10 protein-coding genes are annotated in these 17,486 nt (G+C 69.5%); 2 read left to right on the top strand and 8 right to left on the bottom strand.

Going from position 1 to position 17,486, the window contains the following annotated elements; all coding sequences use genetic code 11:
* The 5 genes from glgB to OG246_RS42705 form a co-directional block, all read right to left on the bottom strand.
* On the bottom strand, nucleotides 1-2,544 hold a 2,544-nt coding region (glgB, locus tag OG246_RS42725), incomplete at its 3' end, for a 1,4-alpha-glucan branching enzyme (RefSeq protein WP_266474878.1).
* 38 nt (nucleotides 2,545-2,582) lie between these two features.
* Nucleotides 2,583-3,989 carry a phosphotransferase gene (locus OG246_RS42720; protein WP_266474876.1) on the bottom strand — a complete coding sequence of 469 codons (1,407 nt, stop codon included), beginning with the start codon at nucleotides 3,987-3,989 and terminating at the stop codon, nucleotides 2,583-2,585.
* A 107-nt stretch (nucleotides 3,990-4,096) separates the two neighbouring features.
* Nucleotides 4,097-5,797 carry a maltose alpha-D-glucosyltransferase gene (gene treS, locus OG246_RS42715; protein WP_266474874.1) on the bottom strand — a complete coding sequence of 567 codons (1,701 nt, stop codon included), beginning with the start codon at nucleotides 5,795-5,797 and terminating at the stop codon, nucleotides 4,097-4,099.
* Nucleotides 5,794-8,079 carry an alpha-1,4-glucan--maltose-1-phosphate maltosyltransferase gene (locus OG246_RS42710; RefSeq protein ID WP_266474873.1) on the bottom strand — a complete coding sequence of 762 codons (2,286 nt, stop codon included), beginning with the start codon at nucleotides 8,077-8,079 and terminating at the stop codon, nucleotides 5,794-5,796. The genes treS and OG246_RS42710 overlap by 4 nt, the downstream gene beginning before the upstream one ends.
* 195 nt (nucleotides 8,080-8,274) lie before the next feature.
* A complete protein-coding gene (locus OG246_RS42705; protein ID WP_266474872.1) occupies nucleotides 8,275-9,477 on the bottom strand; it encodes a S8 family peptidase in 1,203 nt (400 codons plus the stop codon).
* A gap of 385 nt (nucleotides 9,478-9,862) precedes the next feature.
* Between OG246_RS42705 and OG246_RS42700 the strand changes: the two genes are divergently transcribed.
* Complete coding sequence (locus OG246_RS42700) at nucleotides 9,863-12,517, top strand: glycosyltransferase family 1 protein (RefSeq protein ID WP_266474870.1); 2,655 nt, start codon at nucleotides 9,863-9,865, stop codon at nucleotides 12,515-12,517.
* Between the two features lie 4 nt (nucleotides 12,518-12,521).
* Nucleotides 12,522-12,845 carry a hypothetical protein gene (locus OG246_RS42695; RefSeq protein ID WP_266474868.1) on the top strand — a complete coding sequence of 108 codons (324 nt, stop codon included), beginning with the start codon at nucleotides 12,522-12,524 and terminating at the stop codon, nucleotides 12,843-12,845.
* A 21-nt stretch (nucleotides 12,846-12,866) separates the two neighbouring features.
* On the opposite strand, the gene OG246_RS42690 is transcribed toward OG246_RS42695, so the two are convergent.
* The 3 genes from OG246_RS42690 to OG246_RS42680 form a co-directional block, all read right to left on the bottom strand.
* Nucleotides 12,867-13,373: a DUF1990 family protein gene (locus tag OG246_RS42690; RefSeq protein ID WP_266474867.1), complete on the bottom strand. Its 507-nt coding sequence runs from the start codon at nucleotides 13,371-13,373 to the stop codon at nucleotides 12,867-12,869.
* Between the two features lie 72 nt (nucleotides 13,374-13,445).
* Entirely contained in the window at nucleotides 13,446-15,107 is a 1,662-nt protein-coding gene (locus OG246_RS42685; RefSeq protein WP_266474865.1) for a M4 family metallopeptidase, read from the bottom strand.
* A gap of 285 nt (nucleotides 15,108-15,392) precedes the next feature.
* On the bottom strand, nucleotides 15,393-17,438 hold the full coding sequence (locus tag OG246_RS42680) for a M4 family metallopeptidase (protein WP_266474864.1): 2,046 nt from the start codon (nucleotides 17,436-17,438) through the stop codon (nucleotides 15,393-15,395).
* Nucleotides 17,439-17,486 lie beyond the last annotated feature (48 nt).

Here is a 17,486-nt window from a genome sequence, read left to right as displayed (position 1 = left end):
CGCGGGGCGGAGCCAGATCGTTGCCAGTGGGGGCAGGGTCAGTTGGATGCTGGCGGGGCGGCCGTGGGCTGCGTGGGGTTCGGGTTTGACCGGGTCGGGGTTGGTGATGTCGCTACCGCCGTATTGGGCGGTGTCGGTGTTGAGGATTTCGTGCCAGGCGGGGATGTCTTCGGGGATGCCGAAGCGGTAGCCGTGGCGGACCACCGGGGAGAAGTGGGACACCGCCAGCAGAGGCGTGCCGTCGGCGTCGTGGCGGAGGAAGGCGAAGACGTTGTCGTCGGCGGCGTCGCCGGCGATCCAGGTGAACCCTGCCGGATCGGTGTCGCGTTGCCAGAGGGCGGGTTCGTGCTGGTAGGTGGTGTTGAGGTCGCGGACTAGGTCGCGGACGCCGCGGTGGTCGGGTTCGGCGGGGTAGGCGGGGTCCAGGAGCCACCAGTCGGGTCCGTGGGCTTCGGACCATTCGGCGCCCTGGGCGAATTCCTGTCCCATGAAGAGGAGTTGTTTGCCGGGGTGGGCCCACATGAAGGCCAAGTACGCGCGGAGGGTGGCGCGTTGCTGCCACCAGTCGCCGGGCATCTTCGACACCAGTGAGCGTTTGCCGTGGACGACTTCGTCGTGGGAGATGGGCAGGACGTAGTTCTCGCTGTAGGCGTACACCATCGAGAAGGTCATCTCGTTGTGGTGGTACTTGCGGTGGATCGGCTCGTGGGAGACGTAGTCGAGCGAGTCGTGCATCCAGCCCATGTTCCATTTGAGGCCGAAGCCCAGGCCGCCGAATCCGCCGGGGCCGATGTGATGGGTGGCCCGGGTGACGCCGTCCCAGGCGGTGGATTCCTCGGCGATGGTGACGATGCCGGGGTTGCGGCGGTAGACGGTGGCGTTCATTTCCTGGAGGAAGGCGACGGCGTCGAGGTTTTCGCGGCCGCCGTGTTCGTTGGGGGTCCACTGGCCGGGTTCGCGGGAGTAGTCGAGGTAGAGCATGGAGGCGACGGCGTCGACGCGGAGGCCGTCGATGTGGAATTCCTCGCACCAGTAGACGGCGTTGGCGACGAGGAAGTTGCGGACCTCGCGGCGTCCGTAGTCGAACTCGAGGGTGCCCCAGTCGGGGTGGGCGGCGCGTAGCGGGTCCTCGTGTTCGTAGAGGGGGCGGCCGTCGAATTCGGCGAGGGCCCAGTCGTCGCGGGGGAAGTGGGCGGGGACCCAGTCCATGAGGACGCCGATGCCGGCTTGGTGCAGCGCGTCGACGAGGTGTCGGAAGTCGTCCGGGGTGCCCAGTCGGGCGGTGGGGGCGTAGAAGCCGGTGACCTGGTAGCCCCACGACCCGCCGAAGGGATGCTCCGCCACCGGCATCAGCTCCACATGAGTGAAGCCCAAGTCGGAGACGTACGCGGGGAGTTGCTCGGCGAGTTGGCGGTAGGTCAGGCCCGGCCGCCAGGACGCCAGATGGACTTCGTACACGGAGAAGGGTGCTTCGTGCGGCGCCCTGAGACCCCGCTCGGCCATCCACGCCTCGTCGCTCCACTCATGGTGGGACGCGGTGACGATCGACGACGTGTTCGGCGGCACCTCGGTGCGCCGGGCCATCGGATCCGCCCGCAGGGTCCGGGAGCCGTCGGAGCGGGTGATGTCGAACTTGTAGAGCTCGCCCTCTCCGATCGTGGGCACGAACAGTTCCCACACCCCGGAGGAGCCGAGCGACCGCATCGGATATCCCGTGCCGTCCCAGAAGTTGAAGGTGCCGGCCACCCGGACGCCGCGCGCGTTCGGCGCCCACACCGTGAAGCGGGTGCCGGTCACGCCCTGGTGCACCATCGGCTCCGCGCCGAGCGCCCGCCACAGCTGCTCGTGGCGGCCCTCGCCGAACAGATGCAGATCGAACTCGCCGATCGCAGGCAGGAAACGGTACGGGTCCTCGGTCTCCTGGACCGTCCCCTCGTACGCCACGAGCAGGCGGTACGAGGACGGTACGGCGCGCAGCGGCAGCAGGCCCGAGAAGAAACCGTCCCCGTCGTCGTGCAGTTCGGCCCGCAGCTCGTCCGTCACGACGGTCACCGTCAGCGCGTACGGACGGAAGGCCCGGAAAGCCACACCGCCTGGTACGGGATGTGCCCCGAGCACCCCGTGCGGATCGTGATGCGTGCCGCCGAGCAGCCGCTCGCGGTCGCCGGGGTGCACACCGGCGAACACGGGAGTGCCCACCTCGACAGACTGCGGAGCGCTCACCTCGACCGACTGCGGAGCGCTCACCTCGACCGACTCTGGAGCGCCTACCTCGACCGACTCCGGAGCACCCACCTCAACCGTCTCCGGAACGGACTCCGGTGTCTTCTTCGATGCCTTCACGGTCGCCTTGCCCCCAGCCTTCTTGTCGCCGGCCGCCTTCGTCTTCTTGGCCGTGGGCTTCCCCTCGGCGGAGGCGGCTTCCTTCGCGGGAGTCGCCGTCTTCTTCAAGGCATCCGACTTCTTCGCGCCGGTCTTCTCCGCACCGGGCTTCTTCGCGCTGGTCTTCTTCGGGCTGTCGTCGGACGGGGGGCGGGGCGTCACGGGCAGGGCCTCCTCGAGAGGTGGAAGGGCGGGGGCGGTCAGGGGGCGGTGGCGTCCGCCGCGAGCCTGCGCACCGCCGACAGCGGTACCGGGAGCCAGTCGGGGCGGTGCCGGGCCTCGTACAGGACTTCGTACACCGCCTTGTCCGTCTCGTAGGCGCGCAGGAGTACGGGGTCGGTGCGCGGGTCGAGCCCGGCGACCTCGGCGTAACCGGTGCAGTACGCGGCCCGGCAGGTGTCGGCCCAGCCGGGGACCAGGGGGCGGTGCGAGTGGGCCGCGTAGTCGAAGGAGCGGAGCATCCCCGCGATGTCCCGCGCCGGTGGCTGCGGCATCCGGCGTTCGGCGAGCGGCTTGGACGGCTCGCCCTCGAAGTCGATCAGCGACCACTCCCCGGACGGGGAGCGCAGGCACTGCCCGAGGTGCAGATCGCCGTGGATGCGCTGCGCGGTCCAGGTGGCGCCCTCGGCGGCCAGGCCGGCCAGTGCCTCGAAGGCGGTGCGCAGGCCGGGGGCGTACGGACGCAGCGCGGGTACCGCCTGTACGGCAGCGTCCAGGCGCTGGGTCATGCCGTCGACGAGCGGCTTCATCTGCGCGTGGCCCAGGGTGACCGTGGGCAGCGCACGGGCGAGCGCCGTGTGCACCTCGGCGGTGGCGCGGCCCAGCGCCCGCGCCTCGGCACCGAAGTCCTCACCCTTGGCCAGCTCGCGCAGGGCCAGTTCCCAGCCGTCCGTCGCACCCTGGACGAAGGGCTGCAGCACGCCCAGGGTGTACGTCTCCTCGCCCAGCTCGGCCACCATCCACGCCACCGGCTCCGGCACCCGCGCGCAGCCCTGCCGGGACAGCACCAGCGGTAGTTCCAGGTCGGGGTTGATCCCCGGCACGATCCGCCGCAACAGCTTCAGGATGAACGTATCTCCGTAGACGATCGAGGAGTTGGACTGCTCCGACGTCACCAGGCGCGGCACCAGATCGTCCCGGAACTCCTGGCCCGGGTCGTGCTCGAAGCGGAGCTCGCCGATACGGGCCTGAGCGCGCAGGGCTTCCAGGAGTACGTCGGCGGGGCGCGGGTCGTGCAGCGCCTCGTACACCGTGCGGCCGGCCAGCGGGCCTTCCTCCAGATGCCCGATCAGCGCGGGCGCGAGCCTCGGTGGCAGCGCCTCGCGTACGCCGATCAGCAGTTGGTAGCAGTCGCTCGGGTGCGGGAGCGCGCCCTGTGTCGGAGTGATCGGCTGATGGGCGCGTACGAGCAGATGGAGCAGACCCAACTGGCCGGTCGGCGGCAGCAGTTCGGTGGCCGCGACCAGCGAGAATCCGGTCACCGGACGACCCTTGCCCGCGAACCAGCGCTGCCGTGGCAGCCATTCCCGCAGCAGCGGATCGAGGGACGCGAGCAGCTCGGAATGTGCGACCGGGGCCGTGGACGAGTGGGTTACGGCTTCCGACATGACGTCGCGTCCTTTCCCCAGGGAACTCGGGACCCGGAGGCCGGGGGAGTCGGGGTGTTACTCATGCGTGCCCCGGGCGGGGCGGGGGAAACCGCCCCGCCTGGGTTCTAGGCGGCGTCCTTGCGGAGCCGGAACCAGTAGAAGCCGTGACCCGCCAGAGTCAGCAAGTACGGCAGGTCACCGATGGCGGGAAAGCGGACCCCGCCGATCAGCTCGACGGGATGCCTCCCGTTGAACGCGCTCAGGTCGAGTTCGGTGGGTTGGGCGAAGCGGGAGAAGTTGTGGACGCACAGGACGAGGTCGTCCTTGTATTCGCGGAGGAAGGCGATGACGGCGGGGTTGGTCGACTGGAGTTCGGTGTAGGAGCCGAGGCCGAAGGCCATGTTCTGTTTGCGGATCTCGATCATGCGGCGGGTCCAGTGCAGCAGTGACGAGGGGGAGGACATGGAGGCTTCGACGTTGGTGACCTGGTAGCCGTAGACGGGGTCCATGATGGTGGGGAGGAAGAGGCGACCGGGGTCGCAGGAGGAAAAACCTGCGTTGCGGTCCGGTGTCCACTGCATCGGCGTGCGCACCGCGTCGCGGTCGCCGAGCCAGATGTTGTCGCCCATGCCGATCTCGTCGCCGTAGTAGAGGATCGGGCTGCCGGGCAGCGAGAGCAGCAGGGCGGTGAAGAGTTCGATCTGGTTGCGGTCGTTGTCCAGGAGGGTGGCGAGGCGGCGGCGGATGCCGATGTTGGCGCGCATGCGCGGGTCTTTGGCGTATTCCGCGTACATGTAGTCGCGTTCTTCGTCGGTGACCATTTCGAGGGTGAGCTCGTCGTGGTTGCGCAGGAAGATGCCCCACTGGCAGCCCGACGGGATGGCCGGCGTCTTGGCGAGGATTTCGGATACGGGGTAGCGGGACTCGCGGCGTACCGCCATGAAGATGCGTGGCATGACCGGGAAGTGGAACGCCATGTGGCATTCGTCGCCGCCGGCGGAGTAGTCGCCGAAGTAGTCGACGACGTCCTCCGGCCACTGGTTCGCCTCCGCAAGCAGCACCGTGTCCGGGTAGTGCGTGTCGATCTCCTTGCGGACCCGCTTGAGGAACTCGTGCGTTGCCGGAAGGTTTTCGCAGTTGGTTCCCTCGACCTGGTAGAGGTACGGCACCGCGTCGAGCCGGAAGCCGTCGATGCCCAGATCGAGCCAGAAACGCAGCGCGCTGGTGATCTCCTCCTGCACGGCCGGGTTCTCGTAGTTCAAGTCCGGCTGGTGGGAGAAGAAGCGGTGCCAGTAGTACTGCTTGCGGACGGGGTCGAAGGTCCAGTTGGAGGCTTCGGTGTCGACGAAGATGATGCGGGCGTCCTGGTACTGCTTGTCGTCGTCGGCCCAGACGTAGTAGTCGCCGTAGGGGCCGTCGGGGTTGGCGCGTGATTCCTGGAACCAGGGGTGCTGGTCGCTGGTGTGGTTCATGACGAAGTCGATGATCACGCGCATGCCGCGTTGGTGGGCGGCGTCGACGAATTCCACGAAGTCGGCGAGGTCACCGAATTCGGGGAGGACGGCGGTGTAGTCGGAGACGTCGTAGCCCCCGTCGCGCAGGGGGGATTTGAAGAAGGGGGGAAGCCAGAGGCAGTCCACGCCCAGCCATTGGAGGTAGTCCAGTTTCGCGGTCAGGCCCTTGAGGTCGCCGATGCCGTCGCCGTTGCTGTCCTGGAAGGAGCGGACCAGGACCTCGTAGAAGACGGCGCGTTTGAACCACTCGGGATCGCGGTCCTTGGCCGGGGTGTCCTCGAACGTATCCGGGACGGGCTCGTTGACGATCATGTGGTGGGTGACCCTCCGATCTGCGGTGAGGACGGTCGCAGGACGGTGAGGATGTGCGCGGGACTATGCCCTGGCTCGAGGCGCACATAATTCGCCCTGCCCCAGTAGTAGGTCTCGCCGGTGAGCTCGTCGCGCACCGGCACGGACTCGTGCCAGTCCAGGCCGAGTTGCGGCATGTCCAACGAGACCGTCGCCTCCTGGGTGTGGTGGGGGTCGAGGTTGACCACCACCACAACCGTGTTCGAACCGCGTGCGCCCGTGTCGTCCCCGGCATCCGTGACGGACTTCGAGTACGCGATCACCGACTCCTGGTCCGTGTGGTGGAAGTGGAGATCGCGCAACTGGCGAAGGGCCGGACTGCGGCGCCTGATCGCGTTGAGCCTGCCCAGCAGGGGCGCGATGCTACGACCCTCACGTTCCGCCGACTCCCAGTCCCGGGGCCGGAGTTGGTACTTCTCGGAGTCCAGATACTCCTCGCTTCCGGTGCGCAGCGGGGTGCCCTCGCAGAGTTCGAAACCGCTGTACACACCCCACGTCGGCGACAGAGTCGCGGCGAGCACCGCCCGCAGCTCGAAGGCCGGGCGCCCGCCGTGCTGGAGGAACTCGTGCAGGATGTCGGGGGTGTTCACGAAGAAATTGGGCCGCATGTACGCGGCCGCATCACCCGACAGCTCGGTCAGGTACTCGGTCAGCTCCTCCTTGGTGTTGCGCCAGGTGAAGTAGGTGTACGACTGCTGGAAACCGGTCTTGGCGAGGGTGTGCATCATCGCGGGCCGGGTGAACGCCTCGGCCAGGAAGATCACGTCCGGGTCGGTGCGGTTGATGTCGGCGATCACCCGCTCCCAGAACAGCACCGGTTTCGTATGCGGGTTGTCGACGCGGAAGATCCGTACACCATGGCTCATCCAGTACCGCAGCACCCGCAGCGTCTCCTGGACCAGGCCCGGCATGTCCTTGTCGAAGGCGATCGGGTAGATGTCCTGGTACTTCTTCGGCGGGTTCTCGGCGTACGCGATCGTGCCGTCCGGCCGGTGGTGGAACCAGTCCGGATGCTTCTGCACCCACGGGTGGTCGGGGGAGCACTGGAGCGCGAAGTCGAGGGCGACCTCCATCCCTTCGCGCGCTGCCCGGCGTACGAACGCGTCGAAGTCGTCGATCGTGCCGAGATCCGGGTGGATCGCGTCGTGCCCGCCCTCCGGGGAGCCGATCGCCCAGGGCACGCCGACGTCCTCCGGACCCGCGGACAGCGTGTTGTTGGGGCCCTTGCGGAAGGTGCTGCCGATGGGGTGGATCGGCGGGAGGTAGACGACGTCGAAGCCCATCCGCGCGATGCCGGGCAGGCGCTCGGCGGCGGTACGGAACGTGCCGTGCGGTCGCTCGGGCGTTCCCTCGGAACGCGGGAAGAACTCGTACCAGGCGCCGTACAGCGCCCGTTCGCGCTCCACCTTCAGCGTCAACGGCTCGGAGGACGTGACGAGTTCGCGCAGTGGATGGCGGGCCAGGACCCGGTCCACCTCGGGGGTGAGGGCGGCGGCTAGGCGGGCCGAGGCGGGGCGTTCCACGTCGCGCAGCGCGTCGGCCGCCGTGAGGAGGGTCTCCCGGCGCCCCTTGCTCTTCGGCACTCCGGTGGCCGCCCGCTCGTAGAGACGCGCGCCCTCCTCCAGGACCAGTTCGGTGTCGATGCCGGCCGGGATCTTGATCCCCGCGTGCCGGCGCCAGGTGGAGATGGGATCGCCCCATGCCTCCACCGTGTACGTCCAGTGGCCCTCTTTCCCGGCGGACACCGTGGCGCCCCAGCGGTCGGTGCCGGGGGCCAGCTCGCGCATGGGGGTCCAGGGTCCTGTGCGGCCCTCCGGGTCGCGCAGGACGACGTTCGCGGCGACCGCGTCATGGCCCTCGCGGAAGACGGTGGCCGACACCTCGAAGGCCTCACCGACCACCGCCTTGGCGGGCCATCGGCCGTGGTCGACGACCGGGTGCACGTCGAGGAGGGGGATGCGGCCGATGGTCGCGACGGGTGGGACGGGCGCGACCGTCTCCCTGGCCTCCGTGGTCTTGATCGGTGCGACGGGTGCGACGGGGGCCACGGGTGTGACGGGCGCCGTGGTCTCTTCGGTCTCCGGGATCGCGGCGGCTGCGGTGCTGCTGCTTCCGGTGCCGGGCCCGGTGTCGGTGCCGGCGGAGGGTTTCTCCGGCTTGCGGCGACCGGCGTCGGCCGTGCGTATGGGGGATGTGTCAGGGCTGGTCGTCGGGGGTGGCGACGTGTGGTGCGTGGCGGGCATGACCGCTCCTGTCCGCGTCAACGTGGGTGGGCGGATGAGGGTGTGGGGAGGTGAGGTCTGCGGGGCGTACCGGGGGAGCCTTCCCACCCTATTCGGGTGGGCAACCGGCACTTTGTTAACTACTCACGCGTATGTCTACACACAGGACCGGCCTCGTCCGGTGAGGGCGAGGCCGGTGCCTGTTCCCGCAGCGTGCTAGGGGGTGCCGACCTGGAGCAACCTGTTCGGCGAACCCAGACCCGCGCCAGAGATTTTGCCTGGAACCGCCTGCTTGACCAGTGCTTTGCCCACCTGTGCCGGGGTGGCCCTGGTGTGGTCGGCCAGATAGAGCGCGGCCGCGCCCGCGACGTGCGGGCTCGCCATCGACGTACCCGAGTAGGTCGCCTTCCCCGTGTCACTGGCGTACGACGCCGAGGTGATCGCCACTCCGGGCGCGAACAGGTCAAGGATGGCGCCGGTGTTCGAGAAGCTCGCCCGCGCGTCGGTCCTGTCGCTCGCGCCGACGGTGAGGGCCTGTTTGACCCGGGCGGGGGAGTAGAGACCGGCCGGCAGTCCGTCGTTGCCCGCCGCCACCGCGTACGTCACACCGGAGGCGATGGAGTTGCGTACGGCGGCGTCGAGCTGGGCGTTGGCGTACCCGCCGAGGCTGATATTGGCGACCGCCGGTTTCTTGGCGTGCTTCGTCACCCAGTCGATGCCCGCGATGACCTGCGCGGTCGTGCCGGCGCCGTTGTTGTCGAGGACGCGGACGGCGACGACCTTGGTCTTCTTGGCGACGCCGTACTTGGCGCCCGCGATGGTGCCGGCGACGTGTGTGCCGTGGCCGTTGCCGTCCTTGGCGGTCTTGTCGTTCCCCACGAAGTCCCAGCCGTAGCTGGCCCGGCCGCCGAAGTCCTTGTGCGTGATCCGGATGCCGGTGTCGATGACGTACGCCGTCACGCCCTTGCCCGCCGACTCCGGCCATGTGTAGCTCTTGTTCAGCGGCAGGCCCCGCTGGTCGATGCGGTCGAGGCCCCAGGAAGGCGGGTTCTTCTGGCTGTGGTCGAGCGCCACCCTGGTGTCCTGCACGACCGAGGCCACGCGGGAGTCGGCCGCGAGCCGCCGGGCCTGCTTCTCGTCCACCGTCACCGCGTAGCCGTTGAGGGCGGTGCCGTAGGCGTGGCTGATTCTCGCCCCGTACTTCTCCGCGATGCTTCTGCCCGCTGGGGACGGAGCGTTGGTTCCCCCCTTGAGTGTCACGATGTAACTGCCGCTGACGGAGCCGGGAGCGCCGGCGCCGACTATCTGCCCCTCCGGGGCGGCGTGCGCGGGCAGGGTGATGGCCGAAAGCACCGCGGCCGTCGCAACCGCGGTGAGACCTCCCGCCCAGCGCAGACGCCTCTTTTCCGTCTGTGCCATGACTTGAGTTCCCCTCCTCAATTCGGCGTACGCGGCCGGGGACGGCCCGGTGCGGGCCGAGGTCGGGAGGTACGCCAGTGGGCAGCCTCTCGTGCGGTGCGAATAGCCACAAGGCCGCCCATGCAGGCGGAATCAGCCATATCCGTCGTGGGGTACACGTGAACGTTGCGACGAATTTCCGCAGAAGTAACCGGGGGAGTGATTGCCGGGGCCCGGCCTTCGAGACCCTCGATGCGCCGTGGTTACGGAGGCCTTTGACCGCTACCGTCGAGGGCGGTGGCTTCATTGAGGACCACTCGGCGCAACCATCAGTTGAGGTACCCCGACGGCGAGCAACCGGGTCCGCGAGAGCGGCGCCGGTTTAGGCGCAAAGAGGTGCACACCAGTGAAGGCAATCCGCAGGTTCACCGTCCGACCCGTACTCCCCGAAGCCCTTCACCCGCTCAGTGACCTGGCGCGCAATCTGCGCTGGTCCTGGCATGCCGAGACCCGTGATCTCTTCCAGTCCGTCGACCCCGAGCGCTGGGCCGCCTCCGACGGCGACCCCGTGCGCCTGCTCGGCTCCGTGTCGCCCGGGCGTCTCGCGGAGCTCACGGAGGACCGGCGTTTCCTGCGCCGGCTCGCCGCGGCCGCCGACGATCTGCGCGACTACGTGACCGGCGACCGCTGGTATCAGACCCAGACCGGGACCCTCGAACTGCCCGCCGCCATCGCCTACTTCTCGCCCGAGTTCGGCATCACGGCAGCGCTGCCGCAGTACTCCGGAGGCCTCGGCATTCTCGCGGGCGATCATCTGAAGGCCGCCAGTGACCTGGGCGTTCCGCTGATCGGCGTGGGGCTGCTCTACCGGCACGGCTATTTCCGGCAGTCCCTGTCGCGGGACGGCTGGCAGCAGGAGCACTATCCGGTCCTGGACCCGAACGAGCTGCCGGTGGTGCCGCTGCGCGAGAGCGACGGCTCACCGGCCCAGGTCTCGCTGGCCCTTCCCGGCGGGCGGGCGCTGCGGGCCCGCGTCTGGCTGGCGCAGGTCGGCCGGGTGCCGCTGCTGATGCTCGACTCCGACGTCGAGGAGAACGACCTCGGCGAACGCGGGGTGACCGACCGGCTGTACGGCGGCGGCAGCGAGCACCGGTTGCTGCAGGAGATGCTGCTCGGCATAGGAGGGGTGCGCGCGGTACGGACGTACTGCAGGCTCACCGGCCATGCGCAGCCCGAGGTGTTCCATACGAACGAGGGGCACGCGGGGTTCCTGGGCCTGGAGCGGATCGCCGAACTGGCCGACGGGGGGCTGGACTTCGAGGCCTCGTTGGAGTCGGTGAGGGCCGGCACGGTCTTCACGACGCACACGCCCGTGCCCGCCGGGATCGACCGCTTCGACCGGGAGCTGGTGGCCCGCCACTTCGGTCCGGACGCCGAACTCCCGCGCATCGACGTCCAACGCATCCTGGGCCTGGGCATGGAGACCTACCCGGGCGGCGAGCCGAACCTCTTCAACATGGCCGTGATGGGGCTGCGGCTCGGCCAACGGGCCAATGGCGTCTCGCTGTTGCACGGCCATGTCAGCCGGGAGATGTTCTCGGGCCTGTGGCCGGGCTTCGACCCGGACGAGGTCCCGATCACCTCGGTGACCAACGGCGTACACGCGCCGACCTGGGTGGCGCCGGAGGTCTTCCGGCTCGGTGCCCGGCAGATCGGCGCCCAGCGCGCCGAGGACGCGATGACGGTCGGCGGCTCGGAGCGCTGGGACGCCGTGGCCGACATCGCGGACCAGGAGATCTTCGACCTGCGGCGCGTGCTGCGCGAGCAGCTGGTGGTCGAGGTACGGGAACGGCTGCACGCCTCCTGGCGCCAGCGCGGCGCGGGTACGGCCGAGCTGGGCTGGATCGACGGGGTGTTGGACCCCGACGTCCTCACCATCGGGTTCGCGCGCCGCGTCCCCTCGTACAAACGCCTGACCCTGATGCTGCGGGACCGCGACCGGCTGATGGATCTGCTGCTGCATCCCGAGCGGCCGATCCAGATCGTCATCGCGGGCAAGGCCCACCCCGCCGACGACGGCGGCAAACGCCTGATCCAGGAACTCGTCCGGTTCGCGGACGACCCGCGCGTACGCCACCGCATCGTCTTCCTTCCCGACTACGGCATGGCGATGGCGCAGAAGCTGTACCCGGGCTGCGACATCTGGCTGAACAATCCGCTGCGCCCGCTGGAGGCGTGCGGTACGTCCGGCATGAAGGCGGCGCTGAACGGGTGCCTCAACCTGTCCGTCCTGGACGGCTGGTGGGACGAGTGGTTCCAGCCCGACTTCGGCTGGGCGATCCCGACCGCCGACGGCACGGCTGGGGGCACCCCCACGCTTTCGGCAGTGGGGGAGGACGACGACCGCCGTGACGAACTGGAGGCGGCGGCGCTCTACGACCTGCTGGAGCAGCGGGTGACCCCGCGCTTCTACGAGCGCGGCCAGGGCGGCCTGCCCGACCGCTGGATCGAGATGGTCCGCCAGACGCTCACCCACCTCGGCCCGAAGGTCCTCGCCGGCCGGATGGTGCGTGAGTACGTGGAGCGCCTGTACGCCCCGGCCGCCCGCGCCCACCGCTCCCTCACCGCGGACACGGCCCGCGAGCTGGCCACCTGGAAGTCCCGCGTCCGCGCGGCCTGGCCGCACGTCACCGTCGACCACGTCGAGGCCGCCTCCGCCACGACCACCGCCGAACTCGGCACCACCCTCTCCGTCCGGGTCCGCGTCGGCCTCGGCGACCTCGGCCCCGACGACGTCGAGGTCCAGGCCGTCGCGGGCCGCGTCGACTCCGACGACCGCATCGCGGACGCGGTGGCCGTGCCGCTGAAGCCCGCGGGCGGCCCGGACCTGGAGGGACGCTGGGTGTACGAGGGGCCGCTGTCCCTGGACAGGACCGGGCCCTTCGGATACACCGTCCGGATCCTGCCCGCGCACCGACTGCTGGCATCCAGCGCGGAGTTGGGTCTTGTGGCGGTTCCGTCGGAGGAACTGGTGGAGGCGGCCGGGGTGTTGATGAGGTGAGCGAGTGATCCTCGACAAGAGGGGCGCCACGCTGGTGCTGCTCATCGGGTGCGGGGCCTGGCTGTTCGGCGGGCTGGGCGCGGCCGTCGTGGCGACGTCGTACGCCCCGCTTCCGGACGTGCCCGCCGCCGCTGCCGGGCTCGTCCTGGGCACGGCCGCGGCGGCGTTCTTCACCGGCAGGCCGGACATCGCCCGCTGGGCCACCCTGCGCAGACGCGCCGGCCGCTGGGTGCCCCGCGTCCAGTGGGACCTCGTCCAACTGGTCTTCGGCGTCGTGGCGGCGTGGGGCACGGCCGGCGTGACGGTGCTCGTGGCCCGGCTGCTGTGACCGTCGGGGGTCCGGTGCCGGTCAGATCTGCTCGAACGGCGCGCACAGTCGCCGCAGCACCTTCCCGCACCGCTGGGCGTACGCGTGCTGGAGCCCCCGGGTCGCCGGGCCGCCCGCGCGGGAGTACCACTTGGCGCCGCGGCTGAAGGCGGTGATGGTGAGCCAGACGGTGCCGTCGCCGGTGCGGGTGATCTCGAAGGCTTCCTCGCCGCATTCCGGGTGGCCGGTCAGGGTGCCGTACGCCCAGGCGGTGCGGCGGTACTCCTCGACCGTCCAGACGACGCGGCAGGGCGCCTTGAGGGGGCCGAGGCCGACGATGACGTCGACGCCGGGGGCCGCCTTGTCGGCGTCGGAGGTGATGCTGACGCCGCTCATCTCCCGGTGCATCTCCCAGGTCATGAGGGCTTCGGAGGCGCGACGGAAGACGGCTTCGCCCTCGCCGATCCTGGTGCGGACATGCAGTCGGTGGAAACCCGGCGGGCAGCGGTCCTCGCGGGTCGCGCCCACGTCCTCGTACGTGTAGGGCATGGGGCACAGCGTAGGGCGGTACCCGGAGTCGCCTTCCCGCCGGGTACCGCCCAGTCAGCCGGTGCCGGAGCGTCAGCTCACGTTGATCGCGGTCCAGGTCGCCGCCACGGTCGTGTACTCCGTGCTGGTGGACCCGTACAGCGCGGCCGTCGCGCTCAGGGTCGCCGTGCGGGCGCCCGCGTACGTGGTCGTCGACGTCATGTACTCGGTCAGCGCCTTGTACCAGATCTGGCTGGCCTTGGCCCGGCCGATGCCGGTGATCGTGGCGCCGTTGGACGTCGGGGAGTTGTAGCTCACCCCGTTGATGGTCTTCGCGCCGCTGCCCTCGCTCAGCAGGTAGAAGAAGTGGTTGGCCGGGCCGGACGAGTAGTGGACGTCCAGGTTCTTCAGCGTCGAGGACCAGTAGTTGGCCGACGCGCCGTCCTTGCTCGGCTGGTCCATGTAGCGCAGCGGCGTGCCGTTGCCGTTGATGTTGATCTTCTCGCCGATGAGGTAGTCGCCGACGTCGGAGGAGTTGGCCGCGTAGAACTCGACCGCCGTGCCGAAGATGTCGGAGGTGGCCTCGTTCAGACCGCCGGACTCACCGCTGTAGTTGAGGCCAGCGGTGTTGGAGGTGACGCCGTGGGTCATCTCGTGGCCCGCCACGTCCAGCGAGGTGAGCGGCTTGACGTTGCCGGACCCGTCGCCGTACGTCATGCAGAAGCAGCTGTCGTCCCAGAAGGCGTTGACGTACGCGTTGCCGTAGTGGACGCGGGAGTACGCGGCGACGCCGTTGTTCTTGATGCCGCTGCGGTTGAAGGTGTTCTTGTAGAAGTCCCAGGTCACCTGTGCGCCGTACGCGGCGTCGACGGCCGCGGTCTGGTCGGTGGTCGAGCTGGAGGCCGCGCCGGTGCCCCAGGTGTCGTCCGCGTCGGTGAACAGGGTGCCCGCGGACGAGGTGGTGGTGTGCGACTTGTTGTACGTCTTGTGGCTGCCGCGCGAGGTGTCGGTCAGCTGGTAGGTCGAGCCCGACAGCGTGGTGCCGAGGGTGACCGTGCCGGAGTACAGGCTCTTGCCGGTGCCGGTCTCGATGCCCTGGTACTCGTACAGCTTCGCGCCGGTGGCCGCGTCGGTGATGACGTGCAGCTCGTTCGGGGTGCCGTCGTCCTGGAGGCCGCCGACGACCGTCTCGTAGGCGAGCACGGGGGTGCCGTTCGCCGCCCAGATCACCTTGCGGGGCGCCGCGTCGGCCGTGGTCTTCTCCGAGCCGGCGGCCTTGGCGGCGGTCAGGGCCTGCTTCTCGGCCTTCGCGGAGGTGACGGCCGGCGTGAGGGAGGCCACCTTGATGGTCGCCTTCGTCGCCTTGGTGACGCCCTCGGTCTTGCCAGCCGCGGTCTCGTGGACGACCAGGTCGCCGCCGAGGACCGGGAGTCCGTCGTACGTGCGCTCGTAGCGCGTGTGGAGCGTGCCGTCCGCGTCCTGGATGACGTCTCTGACGACGAGCTTCTCCTTGGCGCCGAGGCCTATCTCCTTGGCGGTCTGGGGAGTTGCGGCGTCGGCCTCCTGGATCAGGGAGGTGCGTGCCGCTGCGGACAGCTGGATCTGGGCGCCGGGAAGCGTCGGCTTGGCGGTGGGGGCCGCGGCGACCTCGGCGGAGGCACCGGTGGTCATACCGGTGGCGAGCAGGGCTCCGGCGGCGACAGCGGTGGCGATGGCCAGAGTGGTGCGCTTGTGACGCGCGTAGAGGGGGGTCACAACGAACTCCTTCGTGGGGGCGACCGAACGGCATGGGGTGGCCGAACGGAAGGTGAAGTTGCGGTGCGGGTGAGCCGTGCGGTGGAAGAGTGACACCTGGGGCGCGTACATGTCAGGAGGCCGATTAAATCTTGGCCGAAAAACGTCCGTTGGGTGAAGATCGCTGTACGTAATGCGGACTCGATCTTCGTAAAGGAGACGTCAAAGCAAACCCCTGGCCGGGCAAAAGAGGGCGCCGCCCCGGGGAGTTGAACCTCCGGGACGGCGCCCTGTCTTCGGGACCCTCTACGGGAACGTGAGCTTCCAGCTGTTGATGTAGCCGGTGTCCACGGCCGCGTTGTCCTGGACCCTCAACAGCCAGGTTCCGTTGGCGACTTCGGAGGAGGCGTTCACCGTGTAGGTGGTGTTGATGTTGTCCGCGCTCCCGCCGGTGCCGTACGCCTTCAGCGTGTACGCCGTGCCGTCGGGGGCGACCAGCTGCACCTGGAGGTCACCGATGTAGGTGTGCACGATGTCGACGGCGACCGCGAGGTTCGTCGGCGCGTTGCCGGTACGCCCGGTGACCGCGATCGAGGAGGTGACCGCCGCTCCGTTGTCCGGAATTGATACGTCGGTCGTGCTCTCGAACGACGTACCGCCGCCACCGCCGCCGGCCCGGGCGCCTACCGCGACGCCCGCCCAGGCGTTCTGCACCGCCGCGTACTCGGCGCTCGTGGTGCCGTACAGCTCACCCGCCACCGCGAGCGTGCCGGTGCGGGCCGCCGCGTAGTTGGTGGTCGAGGTGAACTTCGTGGTGAGCGCCTTGAACCAGATCTGCTCCGCCTTGGCGCGGCCGATCCCGGTGACCGGGAGCCCGTCGGCGGTCGGCGAGTTGTAGGTGACACCGTTGATGGTCTTGGTGCCGCTGCCCTCGCTCAGCAGATAGAAGAAGTGGTTCGCGGGACCCGAGGAGTAGTGGACGTCGATCGAGCCGATCCCCGAGTACCAACTGTCCTTGGACGCGCCGTCCTTGCTCGGCTGGTCCATGTAACGCAGCGGCGTGCCGTTGCCGTTGATGTTGATCTCTTCGCCGATGAGGTAGTCACCGACGTCGGAGGAGTTCGCCGCGTAGAACTCGACCGTGGAGCCGAAGATGTCGGAGGTCGCCTCGTTCAGACCGCCGGACTCGCCGCTGTAGACGAGCCCCGCGGTGGCGGAGGTGAGACCGTGCGTCATCTCGTGCGCGGCGACGTCGATCGAGGTGAGCGGGTTGGCGTTGCCCGACCCGTCGCCGTACGTCATGCAGAAGCAGCTGTCGGACCAGAAGGCGTTGACGTAGTTGTTGCCGTAGTGGACCCGCGAGTACGCGCCCACTCCGTCGCCCCTGATGCCGCTGCGGCCGTGCACGTTCTTGTAGTAGTCCCAGGTAAGCGCCGCGCCGTAGTGGGCGTCGGCGCCGGCCGACTCCAGGTTGGACGCGAGGCCGTTGCCCCACACGTCGTCGGAGCCCGAGAACAGCGTGCCGGTGCCGGAGGTGCCGCGGTTCAGGTTGTACGTCTTGTGGCCGCCGCGCGCGCCGTCGGTCAGGTTGTACGTCGTTCCGGACTGAGTGGTGCCGAGCGTGACCGTGCCGGAGTACACCGTGTTGCCGGTGCCGGTCTCGATGGCCTCCCACTCGTACAGCTTCTTGCCCGTGGTGGCGTCCGTGACGACGTGCAGCTCCTGCGGGGTGCCGTCGTGCTGGAAGCCGCCGACGACCGTTTCCCACGCCACGGTCGGCGTGCCGCTCGCGGCCCAGACGACCTTGCGGGGCGCCCGGTTGACGTCGGGGCTCTTGGCCTTCTCCGCCTTCGCGGCGGCCAGGGCCTGCGTCTTGGCGCCGGCGGCGGGCAGCGCGGCGGTGGTCGTCGCCGGCTCGATGGCGGACCGGGTCGCCTTGACGACGCCCTCGGTCGCACCCGACTTGGCGGTGTCGACCACCAAGTCGCCGCCGAGGACCGGGAGTCCGTCGTACGTGCGCTCATAGCGGGTGTGGACCGTGCCGTCCGCGTCCTTGGCGACGTCCCGGACGACGAGCTTCTCCTTGGCGCCGAGGCTCAGGTCCGCGGCGGTGTCCGCCTTGGCCGCCTCGGCGTCGCGTATCAGCGCGGCGCGCTGGGCGGGGGAGAGCTTCACGGGAACGGCGCCCGGGTTGACCTTGCCCGCGGCCGACGGTGCCTTCTCCGGGGCGGCGGTCGCGGCGCCCGACTGGACGGCCGTGGCGATCAGGGCGGCGACGCCCGCGAGGGCGACGGCTGCGGCGCGACGCCGCTGGGTGTGGGGGGTGCGTCTGTGAGGGGAGCTGCTTCTCAACACTGACTCCTTCTGCGTGGCCGCGGGTCGCACGGCCAGGGGAGACCG

It is taken from the genome of Streptomyces sp. NBC_00620 (assembly GCF_026341825.1).
Classification (GTDB): domain Bacteria; phylum Actinomycetota; class Actinomycetes; order Streptomycetales; family Streptomycetaceae; genus Streptomyces.
The sequence above is the reverse complement of the archived record's forward strand: the minus strand, read 5'-3'. Positions and strand labels throughout refer to the sequence as shown.